Here is a 17,040-nt window from a genome sequence, read left to right on the forward strand (position 1 = left end):
GCGAGCCGATCCTCAATACGCAGCGCAAGTCCTAGACTCCACGATCGTCCTTCGGTGCAGATTTGCTCGCGCCTCGCCCTGATTACAGCTGATAAGGCGAGCTAACAATTGCAAGAGCCACAAGCTATTCCAGCTCGATCGGTTTGGTGTTCCAGTCGGGCGGGGTCTGACCGAGAATGTTGCGAACGAAGAAGTCTAGGAGTTTGCGCTCGGTGTAGGTGCCTAGAGTATGGTGATTGGCACCAGGAACGTAGACCATGTCAAAATCTTTTCCTGCCTTGATGAGTCGATCGGCAAGCTGGAACGAGCAAAACGGATCGACATTATCATCCATTTCGCCGACCGCGATCATCAGCTTGCCCTGCAGCCTGTGAGCATTGTCAACGGCGGAGGATTGCGAATATTCAATGCCGACCGGCCACCCCATCCAAAGTTCGTTCCACCAGGTCTTGTCTATCCTGTTGTCGAAGCAGCCGTTTTTGGCGACGGCGACCTTGTAGAAATCGGGGTGAAAGAGCAGCGCGCTGACTGCACTCTGGCCGCCGGCGGATGCGCCAAAAATGCCGACGTTGGATATGTCGTACCATGGATATTGCGCGGCCGCCGCCTTGTGCCACAGAATGCGATCGGGAAATCCTGCGTCCTTCAGATTCTTCCAAGCAACATCATGGAAGGCGCGGGAGCGGTTGTTGGTGCCCATGCCGTCGATCTGAGCAACGACGAAGCCCAGCTGCGTGAGCGGCTCTGTCCACCGCGAGAAGGATTTTGGGACGAAGGAGCCGTGGGGTCCAGCATAGATATTCTCCACAACCGGGTATTTCTTCGTCGGGTCGAAGTTGGCTGGCAGGTGGAGCACGCCCCAGATGTCAGTTTTGCCGTCGCGCCCCTTGGAATGGAAACTGAGCGGCGGCTGCCAGCCTGCGGCGACGAGCTCAGAAATGTCGGCCGTCTCGATCTGCTGGAGCTTGGCATTGTCGCTGGCGCGGTAGAGTGCCATGCGCGGGGGCAGATCGATGCGTGACCAGAGATCGACATAATAGCGCCTGTCAGGCGAGAACTCGATATGGTGGTTGGCCGGTTCGGGCGTCAGTGCAGTCAGTCCCTTGCCGTCAAAGCCGATGCGGTAAGCATGGACCCAATAGGGGTCCTCCTGCGAGTTCATCCCGCTCGCCTCGAACCAGATCTGACGCTTGACCGGATCGACATGGTTGACCCTCCGGACGACCCACTCACCTCGCGTGATCTGGTTTTCGAGCGCGCCTGTCCGGCCGTTGAAAAGATACAAATGCTCATACCCGTCGCGCTCTGATGCCCAGATGATCTCCTTCCCGTCATCGACATCGTAACGGAAGATTTTTCCGGCATCCTCCTGGCCATGCCCCAGCGGCAAATAATCAACGAATGTCTCGCTGGTCTCATCGATCAGGGAGCGCCCGCGGCCCGAGGCGGCGTCTACCTCGACCAGGCGATAAAGCTGATGCCCGCGCTGGTTATATTCGAAAGTGAAGCCGCGGCTGTCCGCCCACCACCGGAGAGGGGAAAGTTCGAAGACGTTCGAGAAGAGGGCACCGTCAATCACGATCTGGCGCCGGCCGGCAATGTCGAACAGGACTGGCTGGGGCAGCGGAAGGACATCGCCCGGCCTGGGATAGAATTTTGTTGAATATTCCCGCTCCAACTGGTCCGTCGAAGAATTGAGGTAGCGGACCTCTCGCCTATAGCCGGGGCGAACAAGGTAAGCGGCGAGGTGGCGCGAGTCCGGCGACCAGCTCAGCGTCGAAAAGACGTAGCAATTGCCTTCGGCTCCGTCCCGGCTCAGAGGAACATCCTGCAATCCGTCCTCGCTGCGCAGGAAAACGTTGCAGTTCTTGATATAGGCGATCCATTTGCCGTCGGGCGACGCGTTGCTCTTGTCGGGGTTGTTCTCCGCTGGCGGCGTGTAGCGGTGGCTGAGCTCCCTACGGTCCCCTTTCCTTGCATCGAATGTGGTGCTGGTACAGTCATAGCTTGCAAGGTCGCAGCTCCACCGGGTGTCTTCAATCTGGAAGTCGAGCCTGCGACCATCCTCACTCAGTTCGAAACGGTCGAACGGAAGATTGCCGGCTTGATAGCTCTCATGGCTCACCTTGTTTAGCGCTGCCGCCAGACGCGCCTGATCGAAAGCGGGCCGCTTGAAACCCGTGGCAGCATCGACCTGCATGAACTGCTGCTCGCCGTGGCTAGTCCGGCGGTAGACGAAGGCTTCACCCCCGGTCAGCCAGAAAGGCATTTTGGGGACATTGACAGTGAGCCCGCCATATCGATCGTTGATCGTAAGTGCGCGCTTGAAATCGGCCGGCGCTAGCGTCGGGTGTAAACTTTTCGAACCCTTGGCCAGCGTCTGAGTTGCCGATCGCCATGCGGCGCGCGTCAAAGCGCCGATCCTGGACATACCTGTTCACTTCTTTCGGTTTTCGGAATGCTAATTTTGAAGTTGGGTTCTCGTCGCCGGTCTGCAGCAGCGCCGAAGCGTCGCCTTGGAGGAGAGCCAGCACGCGGGTGCAGCCAGGCACGCGCAACAGGGGCGCTCCTTGGACATCCAGGCACTGGTTCGGGTGCCGATTGAAGAGTTGGCGTCCGCCGCCGAAACAACCAGGAAAGAGCGTCCATGCAGCCCTGACGCGACTATTTCCCCGCGAGTATGGCCGCTTGCTTTTCTGCATCATCTGAAAGGTCCTGCTCTAGTCGGGCCGGATGTCACCCCGGCAGAAATCATTGTGCTATTTCGACAATCTCCGAGCGATTGCCGCCGGCCCATGACGAGGTTTACCGATAGGGCGCAATATGCGTGCCAAAGGAAAAGCGGTTTAAATACACGGCAATCCGCCTATGTCGCATCCCCAACATCGTCGCACACCGGACAATGCCGGACGAAATTGTCCCGGGGCGTCAAATTGGTTTGATGGTGACCCAAGGAGTTCTGGCTTTATCTGAGGCGTTCGGCCTTTTTCGAAAGCCGGACTCTTCGCGCGTTTCCGACGGCCCGAAGCGCCTGATCAAAGCTGACGGCATTCCCGGGTCTTGGCCTTGCCACAGCAGCACCTGCTGCATCAATTCCGACGGACGCTGTAGAACACCTGCAACACACGGCCCGCAGCAATTTCTCCGGCGCAACGCTGGGGCGACCGCCTTTGGCACTGCAGGCGTACATGCCGGAAAGGATGCCGTCTAGCCGCACCAGCGCTCCATTGATCATCAGCCGGTGCGGGCACCAGGATGACCGGCTGGAACGAAATCTTCCAACCGCTTCATCGTGAACAGCTGCTCCATGAACACATCGCTCCCGTCAATCGAGCCGTCTCGCCAGGGGGATCAATAGTCTGTCTTTGGCGTAGGTATTTCAGCAGCCTGCTGTTAGCGTGCGGACGACGCCGACATCAACCGGCGGACAAATGCGACGAGGGCAACAAGCGCGCCTGACGCAACGCCGCCAGATCAGCCGAGCCCGTGCAGAAGCAGGCGACGGCCAACTGGCGGATGACGATCTCGAAATGCGCGACAACGGCCCCGGTGGACACTGTCGCCGCGCCCAGCACGCTGGCCGCCTGCCCGGCGATGTCCGCGCCCAGGCGGATGGCCTTGGCCACGTCGACGCCATCGCGGATCCCGCCCGACGCGATCAGCTTCACCGTTGGCAGCGCCCGACGCACCGCCTGCACGCTGGTCAGGGTGGAATCCCCCAATCGGCGAATGACATCGCCACTGCACGGTCGGCGGCATTGCGGGCGCGCTCGCCCTCCACTGCGGCCCAACTGGTGCCGCCGGCGCCGGCGACATCGATTACCGCCACGCCCGCCTCGACGAGCGCACAGGCACCGAGGCGGACAGGCCCGCCCCCACTTCCTTGGCCACCATCGGCACGCCCACGATGCGCGCGGCGCCAGCGATCAGCGCCAGGACGCCGCGCCAGTTCGCGGTCGCCCTCCGGCTGTACCGCTTCCTGCAGCGGATTGAGATGGACGATGAGCCCATCGGCCTCCAGCGCGTCCACCGCGCGACGCGCCAGGTCCAGGCCGTCGGCCTCCCGCAGTTGCGCGGCGCCGATATTGGCCAGCAAGGGAATGTCTGGCGCCAGGCGGCGCAGCGCGCGCGTTAGCCCCTGGGAGTTGCGGGATTGCAGGCTCACACGCTGCGAACCGCACATGGCGATCCCCAAGGCTTGCGCTGCCTCGCTCAAATGCCGGTTGATGGCCTCGGCCCGTGGCATGCCGCCGGCCATAGAGCTGATCAGCAGCGGCGCGCGCATAGCCTTGCCCAGCAGCGAGGCGCGCAGGTCGATCTGCGTCAGGTCCAACTCGGGCAGTGCGCAGTGTTCGAGATGGATGTACTCCCAGCCAGCGGCCACCGTGGCCGGCGCCGTTCGCCGATCCAGCACGATGTCCAGATGTTCGTCCTTCCCCGGCTCAGGGCGGTGTCGCTCATGCTCGCTCCATCCGTAGCAGCGGGCGACGGCGTTGCGTCGGATCGAACCGACGGCAGCGCGCCCAAGCCGCCGCCTCCGGCGCGTCCAGGCCGACGCACGCTGGCCTCCCCCTGCAGCGTCGCTGCGATAGCGGCTGGTCGAAGTCTGGTAGTACTGCGCGCGGATCGCCGCCATCGCCTCGATCAACGGTCCCCACGGCGCGGGAAAGCATTCTTCCGCCATCACCCGGTGCAGCATGCGCGTATGGCCGGCCAACTCGTCGTTGAGGAACTCAACCACAGGCATAGCCGGATAGCGCTGCAGAAGCAGGATCGCCGCGTTATCGCCGGCCGACCTGTCCTTGTCGCGTCCATGCAGATCGTTCTGCAGGCGCCCTATCACTGAGATGAGCCGCAGGACCTGGCGAAACGCTGGACGCGCGCGCAAGGTCGCCATGTCCAGCCCCCACAGCAGCGACAGGCAACAGAACACGGTCCCGTAAGCGATCGAATCGATGCCGTTGTGCAGGTACTCGGCGTAAGACCAGCGTCGCGCCCCTGCCGCCTGCGCGTGTCCGGCGCGCAGCGCCGCGCAGTAGCACCGGGTATAGTCGAGAAGCCGAGCATAGTCGTGACGATCGTAAGCGAGCGCAGCCAGCGAAGCGCGCAGCTGAGCGCAGCCCTCGAATCCGGAGAGCACGCACGGTACGCCGTGCCCCAGCGCCTGCTCCAGGGCGGCGAGCTGCTCCGGCGCGATCAGGCCAACGTCGTTGCAATCGTCTAGCCAGAACAGCAGCGCCAGTTCGCGATAGAACGCCACGATCAGCGTTTCGTCCTGCGGATCGCGGCCGGTGCGGGCGCTGGTGTCGCGCAGGCTCGGGTGAATGCGTTGCAGGATATACTGGCCGCCCCTTACCGCTTCCTCAGCATGCTCATCCGCGAAACCGGTCAGGGCACGCCCCCACTCAAGCACCTGCTGCAGCGCGCGTTCGGTCTGGATCATGGCGCCGCCCCTGCTCCCTCGGCTACGACGCGCCGCCCACAACGAAGCGCCAGCCACAACCCGGCGAGACCGCATCTCCGCGCCATAACGGCGATCGCGAAGTTATCGATCCGATTGCCAGTTGCTGATGCAAGCTCTTGTGAACGGCCGTTAGGACCGGCCCGCAGCCTCGCCGGCAGTATCGAGCAATCCGCTTGCGCCGGCTCGCCATAGCAGGCGAGGACGGCAAGGTCGCCGGCGGCAAACGCACGCGAGCACATTGCAAGCGACATCCGCGAACGCGGCGCCGACTGGTCAGCCTCCGCCTCGGTGCCCGCATATGTCCGCGAGTCGAGCAGCGCCTTCGCCACGAAATGAGCAGAACGCCTTACGAGCATCGACCGCCGGCTGCTGCGCATGCGCGATGATGAGGCATGGTCTCGCAGCGGACCCGTTCCGACAGATGCTGCACCAGGGACGAGGCGACCTTATCCAACAAGGCACCACTTGCGCTGTTTGTGGAGACGAGCGTCGGCTGCATCCATGCGGCTGCTTGAGTGGTGAAGACTCTGAACGACGGTTCCTACGGCGCTGCCGGCGCAATCGGCTGCTTGGGGGACGCGTGACGCAGTCAAAGCTCCCCTTGCCAAGCACGGAGCAGGCGAGTGAGAGAGCAGATGAATAGGCGTGTCGCCAATATTTTTGCATTGCTCTAATCGATTATAGTTGTGAGGAGCAATTTGAGACCATTTACTTGCGGCTCAAGTCACCCATAAAAGAAGGCAAGCACCGATTCGGTAGCTTATCCCCTGTCTTTCGCGTACTCGCGGCCGTGGCGCCGGGTGAACGATTGAAGACCGCCGGTCTCACTCGCAGGTGGGCGCCAGGGCGTGGGGCGGTTGGCAAGCCACAGGAGTAGGACAATGTCGAAGGATTCGGGTAAGGGCGATAATCACGGCGGCGGACCGGGCAAGATCGAGATCACGGTGGTGGTGAACGGCCAGCCCACGCAGGTCGAAGCCAATCCCAACCAGCCGCTTCACGTCATTCGTACCAAAGCCCTTGAGAACACGCAGAATGTCGCCCAACCAGCCGAGAATTGGGAATTCAAGGATGAGGCCGGCAACTTGCTCGATGTCGACAAGAAGCTTGGCGACTTCGGTTTCCCGAATACTGTGACCCTGTTCCTCAGCCTGAAGGCGGGCGTCGCAGGTGCCTAAACACCAAAGTGTGGATCCGGAGGTCTCCCGAGCGAAGTTTGATCGGGAGATCGGCCGGTTCCGGCCATATGCTGATGTCTATCGGGCTCAGGGCTGCTTCTTGATCGAGGCGACCTTTCCGCGCGCTTTCTTCATTTTCGCCAGCCCCAAGTTAAAGCCACGGGTGGTCAGCGCAGCGAGCGAGGTCGACTTCACCGACTACGACTTAAGACCACCGTCCGTGGTCTTCGTCGATCCGTTTACGCGTCATCCGATTGCCCGGAAAGATCTATACCTGAAAATGCTTAGACGTCCGCCGCTGCCCGGAACGCCGCCGGAGATGATAGGAGCTCTCATCCAGCAGAACGCCGTGCCGCTGACGGACTTCATCCAGGCCAACAGTCCCGAGGACGAACCATTCCTGTGCATGGCGGGCGTCCGGGAATACCACGACAATCCAGCCCATTCAGGTGATCCATGGCTGCTTCATCGGGGTTCTGGCGAAGGCTGTTTGGCCTTCATCCTGGACAAGATCATCAAGTACGGAATCGTTCCTATAGAGCAGTTGCAGATTCAACTCCAACCGACAATCGTAGGAATGGTGGTATCCCCTCAGGCGATACAAGAATGACTGGTTTGAGAGATGTAACGATCGTGACTCTCCCGCGCGGCTGCATCTCGACCACGCATGGGCATCTGCGCTCAGTTGGTCGCGAGGGCAATGAGGGGATGGCGCTCTGGGTCGGCGTTCAGCAAGAGCGGCACTTTGCCGTAACAGAGACGGTTATCCCGGCGCAGCGTCACATTCGGACAAACGATGGCGTTTGCGTGATCGTTGCGGCCGAAGAACTGCACCGGCTCAATGTCTGGCTCTACAAAAGCGGCCTGAAACTCTTGGCCCAGATTCACAGCCATCCGGGCCGCGCCTACCATTCGACGACGGACGACGCTTATGCGGTTGCTACCACGGTTGGGTGTCTGTCGCTGGTAGTGCCGAATTTCGCCCGCGAGCCTTTCGATTTTGCTCGGGTCGCCGCCTATCGGCTTGACGAAAAGGCCAAATGGAATGCGCTCCCTCCCGCGGCACTGTCGCGAATGATCATGATATCGAGTTGAACAATGGCATTCGCTAACTTCATCGATCGCGCCGCCACGGCGGCATCTCAGGTCCTGGCCGATTTTCATCTGGGAGACTTCAAAGCAGCTCTTGAAAAGCAGGTCGTGGCAGTCGCCTTCGACCATCAGGCCGCTTCCTGCGCCGAAGGCCAGGCGACACTAGATCTTGCGGTGAGATTGCTCGCTAGGCTCTACCCGGTTCTGGCGATACTCCCGCTGGACAGCGCGGCGAGCTCTCAAGCCCAAGCGCTGGAGCGCTTGGCAAAGTCGATCAATCCAAAAGTCGGCATCCGGCGTTCCGGCAAGTCTGCCACCGTCTGCGTCGTTGCAGGGGTAACGCGCCCATCACTCCGGTGCCCGATCTTTTTCGTGGGATCGGACGGTTGGGCGGCAAAGCTGTCGCGTACGGACCCGGTGGGCTCTGGCCCAAGTCTGCTGCCTTATGGAGCTGGCGCCGCCAGTTGCTTCGGCGCCGCCAACGTCTTTCGAACTATCTTCGCTGCCCAGTTGACCGGCGCCGAGTTGGACGAAACCATCGACCTCTCGCTATGCAGCTACGACAAGACCAAAGCCGGAGAGCCTGGCCCGATCGACTTCCCAGTCGACCTTGGCGAAACCCACCTCGTTGGGCTCGGTGCGATAGGCCATGGCTCGCTTTGGGCGCTAGCGAGACAACCCGATCTCAAAGGTCGTCTGCATGTAATCGATCACGAAGCGATCGAACTCTCAAACCTGCAGCGCTACGCATTGGCTGGCCAGGCGGAGATTGGTATGTCCAAAGCGGTTCTTGCAGCCACCGCCCTTAGATCGACTGCCCTTGAGGTCGAGGCGCACCCTCTGACGTGGGCAGAATATGTTGCGCGCCGGGGCAATTGGGTCTTCGACCAAGTGGGTGTGGCGCTTGACACCGCCGCCGACCGTCTGGCTGTCCAAGGTGCACTGCCGCGATGGATCGCAAACGCTTGGACGCAGGAGCACGATCTCGGTATCTCCCGGCATGGTTTCGATGACGGCCAGGCTTGCCTTTGTTGCATGTACCTGCCATCCGGAAAATCCAAGGACGAGCACCAGCTGATTGCCGAGGAACTCGGAATACCGGAAGCACACGAGCAGGTGAAAACGCTCCTGCAGACCAATGCCGGAGTTCCCAACGACTTTGTAGTTCGCGTGGCTACAGCGATGGCTGTGCCGTTTGAACCGCTAGCCCCGTTTGTCGGCCAGCCCCTGCGCTCCTTTTATCAGCAGGCTATCTGCGGCGGTCTGGTGTTCCAGCTTAGCGAAGGAAGTCGCCGCGTTCGAACTGTGGTTCCGATGGCCTTTCAGTCGGTGCTTGCCGGGATTATGCTTGCCGCGGATTTGGTCAAACATAGTGCGGGGTTTCCCATGAGCCCGACGACGAGCACTCGGGTGAATCTTCTGCGCCCCCTTGGCTCTCACTTGCACGATCCGAAGGCCAAGGACTCCAGCGGCCGCTGCATCTGTAGCGACGACGATTTCATTGCCGCTTACAGGCGCAAATACGGCGAGCGCGTTGATCAGGTAAGCGATGTCTCGGCCGCCTAAACAGACGCGCACCTCTCCGTAGACGCAGGGGGCGCGGCTTGTGGGCGTGACCATGGGCGCCATTATCACACGCTTGGCCCGCTCCTTTGCCGGCCTATCGTCCTCCGCGCATGATCCCTGTTGCCGACGTGATGATCCAGCACCAGCCGCCATGGCACCAGAGGCTGGTCAAACCTCCGTTGTTGGCCGATTTGGACAGTGCTGCATCAGGTCTCGACCGACGTCTCGACAGTCAGGGCTGCTTCGACGGGTGTGAAGATGTCAACATCGACCCCAGGCGCCCGCATCGTCACAATCAGGGCGTACCGAGCCAGAGCGTCGACGCGTTCCAGGTAAGGCTTCTCCTTCCACCAGCCCCCGACCGGGAACACGCCGATCGCATCACGCTCGGCGAGATCGGCGGCGCTGCCCGACCAGAAATCGGCGTGCAACGAGCCGCGATCGCGGAAGGTGCCGAGCAGCCACTCTTCTCCGCCTCCAGCAGGCGCCCCTTCCTCCTCGTCCCGAGCGGCCTGATTGATGCGGGCTCGGAATTCGTCGACTGTCTCGGTCGCTGACTTTACTCTGAACCGAAGACCATGGGACGCGTAACGATGCCGGCGGGTCCATCCGCGTTCACCGGGGTTGGGTTCGATGAAATAGGACAGCGTGACGCGGAGCTCGACCTGGGCAGCGCCGAGCGCCGCGAGCTGCTCCTTCGGCCAAGGCAGGCGATGCAGCTTCATGTCACGCGTTTTGGCAGCCGCGCCGCCCTCGCGCTGGAAAGGCTGAAGCTCATCTTCAACGATAAGCGTGAGGTCGTTCACCGTTGACAGAAGCGCGCGCCCAAGATCTGGCACGCCGTAACCATAGCGCCGCACGAGCGCCTGGATCTCGCCCTTCGCTCCGTTGCACGCATCGATGCGTGCGCGCATCGCCGGAGTCCATTCGGCCGAGTGGACGATCAGGGCGCGAACCGTTTCAGGCCACAGCTCGGGGCGCGCTGATAGAATTAGTCCCGCCATCCGTGCGGCATGGGCCGTTGCCGCGCTCGTATCTCCGAGGGTGGTGAAGTGGCGCAGTTCGGGTCGATAGAAAGTGGTCAATATCTGCAGATCGTCGATCGGCTCGCCAGGCAACACACCGTCATGGGCGAGATTGCCGCCTTCGAAGACGACCTCGGGCTTCACCGGCCACTGCCTGTCCCAAACGACCGAAGTGCGACTGCGCGGCGAGAGCTCGCCGACCGGCGCGATCGGAGCGTAGCCCGCAAAGTCGGTGTCAATGATATCGACCTTTTCTGTGAAAGCGCCGACCGTCAGCGCATTCCAGGCCTGAGAAGGATCATCGACTGCTTCCAGATCGTTGCGCGTCAAATGCTCGGCCGGCATGAGGTCATCGCCGATGTTGCCGGCAGAGAGAACGATCAAGCGTCGCTGCTCCTCTTCGAAACAGAGTTGGTCGATAGCGGCAGACCACGATGTGGGCCTTCCACGCGCCGGACTGGCGCTTGTCACAGCCATTGCGATCGCGCGGCGGCGCTCCGGCGCCTGCACCTCGGCGCGGGCGATCGCTTCCGCGGTGATCGAGCCATAGAGTTCTGGATCGTTTGCCTCGTCTTCTGGCGGAAGGATACGGACACTCTCCAGCCGAAAGGGCAATGGAACTGGATCGCCTCCGACCAGGAGCGGGACCAGATCACCGTACAGGCCGACACCTGCCATTCGCGTCCCGTGGCCGCTCCACGCAGGTGTGTCGTCGCTGCCCCATGCCGGTTTGACGGTGTGCCAGTCTTCAACGGCAAGTGCGGGTTCGATCAACGGGTGGGTGCGACGTACGCCGCTGTCGAGAATGCAGACCGCAATATCGGATTGAGGCGGTCTGACGCGCCCGAGAAGCTCGTCGCTCCAGTCCCTTTGCTCCGCGCCGCCAAGGCCCATGAAGAAGGACGGCGTATCCTTCGCGCGCCGCAGCTCGGCGACGACATCGCTGTGCGCAATCATGCGGTCGAGCATTGCCGTGCTGGCGAGTGCCAGCATGACCACCCGCTCCGGAAACCTGACCGCATGCGTGCGCAAAGTGATGTTCAGGGCTTCGGCAATGTGCTCGAAGTTCTCGCGGCGACCGTCGCGCAGCCAGACTTCCCACCACACCTGCTCGTCAGCGGCCTGGGGGAAGAGGTCGTCGTGGTCGGTAAACAACGATCGTGCAGTCGCCAGCCTGACTGTCTCCATGCGGGAGACGAGCGGCTCGTTGCGCGGTCTGCCGCGGTCAGTGTCAACGTCTCGATACGCCTCGACTTTCCGCAAATAATAGGCTTGCGCGCTTTGCGGCAGGAACACCGACGCTGTGATGGGAGCACCGGGTTGAGTTGGCTCATGGACGGCGACCAGCTCCATGTGCTGGCGACGATCGGCCAACTGGTCGAGGGCCGCCCGTCCGGACATGGGCAGATCGATCTCGAGGTAAAAGCCAGGCGTGCCGACCGACAGCTGGGGGTCACGCGCCGCAATCTGCTGGCGTGCACTTTCGACCGCTTGTTCGATGGATTGCGTCAAGGCCGCAGCATGCGACGCCCGATCACGCGCCGGCAGCGGCGGTGCATGTATAAGTTGGTTGGGCCGCCGATAGGCTTCCCGAATGCCGTTGTTGCGAAGGTGGATATGGGCGCGGTCGCGCGGAAAATCGTCTGCCATTATGATCTGTGCTGTCGCTACTCAGACAGCGAAGCCTGCCGGCGTTCCTTCAGAGCGTCGATGAGCGCTTCCGAGGTGATCCGCTTCCCCCCCCGCAATATGATGGTTTTTGCAGCGTCGTCGGCCGCGCGGGTGATCTCGGCCTGCGACAGTCTCTCTGCCTGAGAGATCGCCTCGTTCCAGGCAAGCCCTCTGGTGTCGAAGCGGTCGAGTCGAGCCCGAAGCAGCGCCTCGATAATCGGCCGATCGGGCACGGCGTATTCGATGACATCGTCGAAACGGCGGAACAAAGCTCTGTCGAGCAGCTCGGGATGATTTGTTGCCGCAATAATCAGGCTGTGGCTGTCGTCTTGCTCGAGAAACTGCAGAAACGAATTCAGCACGCGCCGAATCTCGCCAACATCCTGGCGTTCGCCTCGACGCGCGCCGATGGCATCGAATTCGTCAAAGAAGTAGACGCCCCGCGTCGCCTGCATTGCATCAAAAACAAGCCGCAGCTTTCCGGCAGTCTCTCCCATGAACTTGGTGATCAAACCATCGAGGACGATCATGAAAAGGGGCAGATGAAGCTCCCCGGCCAATGCCGATGCGGTCATCGTCTTGCCTGATCCTGGCGGGCCGACCAGAAGCAGTTTGCGACGGGGAACAAGCCCGTGCTCGCGCAAGCTTGCTTGTTGGCGCTGCTCTCCCAGCACGCGGTGCAGGCGCGAGCGCAGACTGTCCGGCAAAATCATGTCCGTCAGTCGCAGGTCCGGATAGCGCACATGCAGGAGGCCTGCGAGTTCGCCCTTTGGCTGAAAAAGGGGAACCGGCCGACTGCTCTTGGCAATCCGGGCGTCCCTGCTCTTGGCTGCGTCGACCAGATCCTTGAGCTCCTGAGCAAGCTTGCCATGGCCTTGACGTGCCTCATGCGCAGCAAGCTGCATCGCGATAGAGAGGAAACGATCCTCGTCGCCGGCAATGTGGCTTTTAAGCAGCGTCACGATATGGCGGGCCGTGGTCATGGCTCTCTTCTGGGGTATCCGTTTACTTGGCGAAGCGCATGCAACCTAAACGCTTTCAACGGCGATTTGTAACGCGCAATGGTGTTTTTTCTCTTGTCGATGTTCGCCCGTGGCAACTTCAGCGGTGAACTGTTGCGCCGCGGTCATAGGCCAGCCGGAATAACGCCGGCCAGCAGACAACAGTCCGCATCTTCGAGCGCTCGAAGTCTGGCCACTCACGCAGCGTGTCGGGTCCGAACGCTCCAAAGCCGCCCCGCCTGGCAGGTCCATGCGACCGATTGCGGGCGTGCGGCCATAAGGTCTACGCGGGCTCGCATGGCTGCCCGCGCCGCTGGCTAAAAAGCTGTACACCATCTCACGAAACACCAGGTCCGCTCCTTTGCCGGCCGACGGTCCATGAAATCCCCTCCCCACTCACGACACCGGAGACCTCCTTGCCCACATGGCGCTCAAGCACCGGCCGCCATGGCACCAGCGTGAACTCGCGCGACTTTTCAACGACGGCATATTTTCCGCTGGCAAGCTCGACGGAGCGGCGGAGCGTACCCTCTACTCGTCCTCCGAATCGCGCTTCGGCATAGGGCAGGCCAAGTTCCTCCGACAGTTGGCCAGCAACACGGTTCAGTTCTCGCTGGCGCAGGATCGAAAGCATGTTGGCTCGATAGACGATCCCATCCTGTTCTTTATGCGCGAGGCCTTGCGCGATCAGCCACTGCCGCCGGCGAGCTTGCGCCTCTCTCACGTCGCGGCCGAAGCCGGATCCGTGCAAAGGCTCGGGTCTATCGGCAACCAGCTCCCGGTCGAGCCAGGTGGCGCCGTTGAAGCTGACCTGTCGCTCCAGCGCCATTGAGGAGAGCTTGTCGGCAACGACAGGCTCGGCCCTGGCCCGCTGGCCCTCATAATTCGCGACGCGATCGAGATGGTCCGGCGCGATGAGCCAGGTGCCGTTCGGCTCTCGCTCAACGCCGCCGGTCGCGCGGCGGATCGCCTCCAGCCGCCGCACATGCGTTCGCGCAAAGCTCTCGGTGGCGGATGGGTCATGCTTCAGGTGCATATCGACGTCGTAACGGCCGCCATGCGCGGCGGCGATTTCGGCGATGGTACGATCGACCTGCCTCGGCTCGGTGTTCCTTGGCGCGACACGCACGATGCAGCCATTAGGCATCGTTTCCATCGCCTCGCCTCTACCGATGTTGATCCAATGGCTCTTACCGTCGACGGCGTCGACGATCATGTAATGGCGGTCATTGATCTCGTCGGCCAGTCCACGCGCGACAACGCGACCGACGAGAGACTGGACGGGCTCGCCGGATCGATCGTGGATCACCCAGTCGGCGGCCCTGCGGGCAAGCCCCTTGCCGGTCAGTTCGCGGTGCATGGTCTTGATGATGTCGCCGCGTTCGCCGGTGCGGCGCAGCGTGGCTTCGAGCTCATCGTCGAGGCGCCAGGAGCCAGCGCCGACCTCCGCGGCCAGACCCATCCGCTCGAGCTTGCGCAGCCGTCCCTGGTGCAGCGTCTGGCGAATGGCGTCGGGACCGCCCGGCGAGACCAGGCCGTCATCATCACGCATGCTGAGCAGCCGACGGTCGATGCTGGTGAAGCGTTCCTGCTCCATTTCCCGGCGCAGGCGAAGCTCAATCTCGCGGTCGGTTCGCGGACCGAGATCGAGGCTGACCAGCTCGGCCGCCCGCTCGCGGATGCCAGATGAGATATATTCGCGCGCGATGACCAGGTTCTCGCCACGGTCGTCCCTGCCACGGACGATGATGTGGCTGTGCGGGTGGCCGGTGTTGAAATGATCGACCGCGACCCAGTCGAGCTTCGTGCCGAGGTCTTCCTGCATCTGCGCCATGAGCCGCCGCGTCAGCGCCTTGAGGTCGTCGTACTCGATGCCGTCTTCGGCAGCGACGATGAAGCGGAACTGATGGCGGTCGCCGTCCGCGCGATCGATGAACGCCTTGCCGTCGACGCGGCCGCTGTCGGCGCCGTAGAGCTCGCCAGGTTCACCTTCGCGGGTGACCCCGTCGCGCTGAAGATAGCGTAGATGGGCACGCGCCCCGTCCGCGCCCTTGCCGGCGAGCTTGACGACCCGCGCCTTGACGATCACCCGGCGCTGGCGGAAGGCGGCATACCGGTCGCGCGATTTCAGCAGTGCGGCGGCCGCCCCGCCGCGCCCTGTCCGGCTTCCTGTGAAGCGACCACCGCGTTGCGGCCGGCCGCCAGCCCGGTTGATCGCCGCACGAACCTGGCCGGCATAGCGTTTGCCGGCCTTCGAGCCGCGCGACCCGATTTTGCCGAGCTTCGGCCTGAACTCGTCATCCTTAATGCGAGCCTCCCAGACATATCAAGCAAAATCAGACACTTACACGTCAAACCCTCTTGGCACCGGCGGCAGCCTCCCGGAAAAACGATGTGCAGACAAAGATTTAACCGCCTCCTGGAGGCGGTACCTTTATCTTGCCTTCCGCGCCCAGCCCCGCCAGACGCGCCCCCGTCCGCCATGGCTAACGCACCGGCTCCTTCGGCTGCGCGCCGTCCTTGCCGAGCGGCACGAAGAGATCGCCGTTTCGCACGCCTGAGTGAACACCGTCATGAATGAAGAACAGCGACCGTCCGAGAGGAGCGATTTGCGCCTTTGGAGCGACAGATTGGCTTTCGAACGCCTCGATGTCGGCCGCCGAAACTCCGGCCGCCTTGAGTTGGTCGAGGTACTCGACGGTCTCTTCTGGCAGCGGTTTGCCACGCTTCAAATGCTCGTCGTAGCGCTCGGGACCGGCATTGTAGGCGCCAAACAGGCCAGGAAATCCGAAGCGGTCATACATGGCACTGAGATAGGCCGTGCCGGCCAGGATATTGTCGCGCGGATCGTGGGGGTTAGGCCCAAGGCCGTGTTCGACCCGCATCTCTTCATAGGTGCCGGGCATCACCTGCATGAGGCCCATGGCGCCAGCGGGGGAGGTGATGGGGCGGCCGCCGCGCATTGTCTTGCCGCCGCTTTCGGCAGCCATGACGGCATAGATCCAGGCTTGGGGAATATGGAAGCGCCGGCTTGCTTCCGATACCAACGTCTGCCACTTTCGCAGCTGCGGACTTTGGGAGATGGCGACCGGCTCAGCGCCGGTCGAGGCGGAACAGGCGCATGGCGCAATGGCGATCATGCCCAACAAGAGGAGGGTCACTCGGTCCATAGTGGTACGAGCCTCCCGATGACATTTTGAGTGGGAACAGGCCCGAAATAGCGGCTGTCGAAGGAGCGGTTTTTGTCGCTGCCGAGCAGGAAAACCTCGTTATCCCCGAGCGCTCGGCAGCCGTTCCACCATGGCAAAGGTCGGCCTTCGGCGTCGATTTTGAGCCGGCGCGCGACGATGTCGCCGCCGATGATGATGGCGTCATTGAAGGCGCAGACATTATCGTCCGGCAGCGCTGCAAGACGTTTTGCCAGCGGCACATTGCGAGGCAGATAGCTGCGCTCGGCGGCGAGATACGCCGCGTATTCAGGCGGGCGCACGAGCACGAGATCGCCACGCGCCAGCGCTCCCGCAGCGATGCGGTAAAGGCCGATCGGCGCGCTGGCCGAGGCGTTCCAGACCAGCCAAGGGGCGGGCTTTCCCAGCGCCGTGAAGCCCAAAAGACCGAGACCGGCCGCGGCCAAGGCGACCGTCTTACGGGCTCGAACACGCCTCAGGCGGCTGCCGATCAGATGGATGGAAGGGCGCCGCCTCATGAACGGCCTCCCGTGCCGCCCTGGCCGGAACCGGCCTTGCCATCGCCGGCGATGGAGTGCTGCGGGTGTCCTTTCGACCAATGGTCGAGTTCGTCGATGTGATAGCGGACATAGCGGCCGTGCTTGCGGAATTTCGGGCCGCCGCCCTTGAGCCGCATCTTTTCGAGCGTGCGCTGGGAGAGCCCGATATAGAAGGCGGCTTGGGCTGTGCTGAGAAACGGGCTGCCCTTTTTCGCGCGGGCCGCGCGTTCGTTTTCGTCGTCCATGATGATCCTCGTTTCGCTTCGGACAAGCGAGGGCGAGGATGGGCGAGGGAGATCGTCTCGGGGACGGGCGA

At 62.3% G+C, this 17,040-nt stretch carries 11 protein-coding genes and 3 pseudogenes; 4 read left to right on the forward strand and 10 right to left on the reverse strand.

What is annotated here, in order from left to right; genetic code table 11:
- Window positions 1–124 precede the first annotated feature (124 nt).
- From P9230_RS30315 to P9230_RS30330, 4 genes and pseudogenes are all read right to left on the reverse strand, one after another.
- The gene (locus P9230_RS30315; protein WP_063169235.1) at window positions 125–2,431 is read right to left on the reverse strand and encodes a S9 family peptidase; all 2,307 of its coding nucleotides are present in this window, start codon (window positions 2,429–2,431) and stop codon (window positions 125–127) included.
- Window positions 2,432–3,098: 667 nt separating this feature from the next.
- Window positions 3,099–3,330: pseudogene (locus P9230_RS30320) on the reverse strand (IS5/IS1182 family transposase); the annotation flags it as partial.
- A gap of 86 nt (window positions 3,331–3,416) precedes the next feature.
- Window positions 3,417–4,461 (reverse strand): annotated as a pseudogene (gene fni, locus P9230_RS30325) (type 2 isopentenyl-diphosphate Delta-isomerase).
- 88 nt (window positions 4,462–4,549) lie between these two features.
- Window positions 4,550–5,443 (reverse strand): annotated as a pseudogene (locus tag P9230_RS30330) (hypothetical protein); the annotation flags it as partial.
- A gap of 902 nt (window positions 5,444–6,345) precedes the next feature.
- Here P9230_RS30330 and P9230_RS30335 point away from each other — a divergent pair.
- The 4 genes from P9230_RS30335 to P9230_RS30350 all read left to right on the forward strand — a co-directional run bounded on the left by P9230_RS30335 (window position 6,346) and on the right by P9230_RS30350 (window position 9,300).
- A complete protein-coding gene (locus P9230_RS30335) occupies window positions 6,346–6,642 on the forward strand; it encodes a DUF2604 domain-containing protein (RefSeq protein WP_024505654.1) in 297 nt (98 codons plus the stop codon).
- The gene (locus P9230_RS30340; protein WP_024505653.1) at window positions 6,635–7,252 is read left to right on the forward strand and encodes a putative metal-binding protein; all 618 of its coding nucleotides are present in this window, start codon (window positions 6,635–6,637) and stop codon (window positions 7,250–7,252) included. The genes P9230_RS30335 and P9230_RS30340 overlap by 8 nt, the downstream gene beginning before the upstream one ends.
- Window positions 7,253–7,350: 98 nt before the next feature.
- Window positions 7,351–7,737: a Mov34/MPN/PAD-1 family protein gene (locus P9230_RS30345; RefSeq protein ID WP_236383243.1), complete on the forward strand. Its 387-nt coding sequence runs from the start codon at window positions 7,351–7,353 to the stop codon at window positions 7,735–7,737.
- 3 nt (window positions 7,738–7,740) lie between these two features.
- A complete protein-coding gene (locus P9230_RS30350) occupies window positions 7,741–9,300 on the forward strand; it encodes an E2 ligase fold family C protein (RefSeq protein ID WP_024505651.1) in 1,560 nt (519 codons plus the stop codon).
- A gap of 206 nt (window positions 9,301–9,506) precedes the next feature.
- On the opposite strand, the gene P9230_RS30355 is transcribed toward P9230_RS30350, so the two are convergent.
- The 6 genes from P9230_RS30355 to P9230_RS30380 form a co-directional block, all read right to left on the reverse strand.
- The gene (locus P9230_RS30355) at window positions 9,507–11,975 is read right to left on the reverse strand and encodes a S8 family peptidase (RefSeq protein WP_063169237.1); all 2,469 of its coding nucleotides are present in this window, start codon (window positions 11,973–11,975) and stop codon (window positions 9,507–9,509) included.
- 17 nt (window positions 11,976–11,992) lie between these two features.
- Window positions 11,993–12,979: an ATP-binding protein gene (locus P9230_RS30360; RefSeq protein WP_024505649.1), complete on the reverse strand. Its 987-nt coding sequence runs from the start codon at window positions 12,977–12,979 to the stop codon at window positions 11,993–11,995.
- A 355-nt stretch (window positions 12,980–13,334) separates the two neighbouring features.
- Complete coding sequence (gene rlxS, locus P9230_RS30365) at window positions 13,335–15,305, reverse strand: relaxase/mobilization nuclease RlxS (RefSeq protein ID WP_063169238.1); 1,971 nt, start codon at window positions 15,303–15,305, stop codon at window positions 13,335–13,337.
- A gap of 178 nt (window positions 15,306–15,483) precedes the next feature.
- On the reverse strand, window positions 15,484–16,167 hold the full coding sequence (locus tag P9230_RS30370) for a lytic transglycosylase domain-containing protein (RefSeq protein ID WP_024505647.1): 684 nt from the start codon (window positions 16,165–16,167) through the stop codon (window positions 15,484–15,486).
- Window positions 16,155–16,703 carry a S26 family signal peptidase gene (locus P9230_RS30375; RefSeq protein ID WP_024505646.1) on the reverse strand — a complete coding sequence of 183 codons (549 nt, stop codon included), beginning with the start codon at window positions 16,701–16,703 and terminating at the stop codon, window positions 16,155–16,157. Before P9230_RS30375 ends, P9230_RS30370 begins: the two co-directional genes overlap by 13 nt.
- A complete protein-coding gene (locus P9230_RS30380) occupies window positions 16,700–16,969 on the reverse strand; it encodes a helix-turn-helix domain-containing protein (RefSeq protein ID WP_024505645.1) in 270 nt (89 codons plus the stop codon). Before P9230_RS30380 ends, P9230_RS30375 begins: the two co-directional genes overlap by 4 nt.
- Window positions 16,970–17,040: the final 71 nt, after the last annotated feature.

The sequence above is a fragment of the Mesorhizobium sp. WSM4887 genome (assembly GCF_029625865.1).
Taxonomy (GTDB): Bacteria; Pseudomonadota; Alphaproteobacteria; order Rhizobiales; family Rhizobiaceae; genus Mesorhizobium.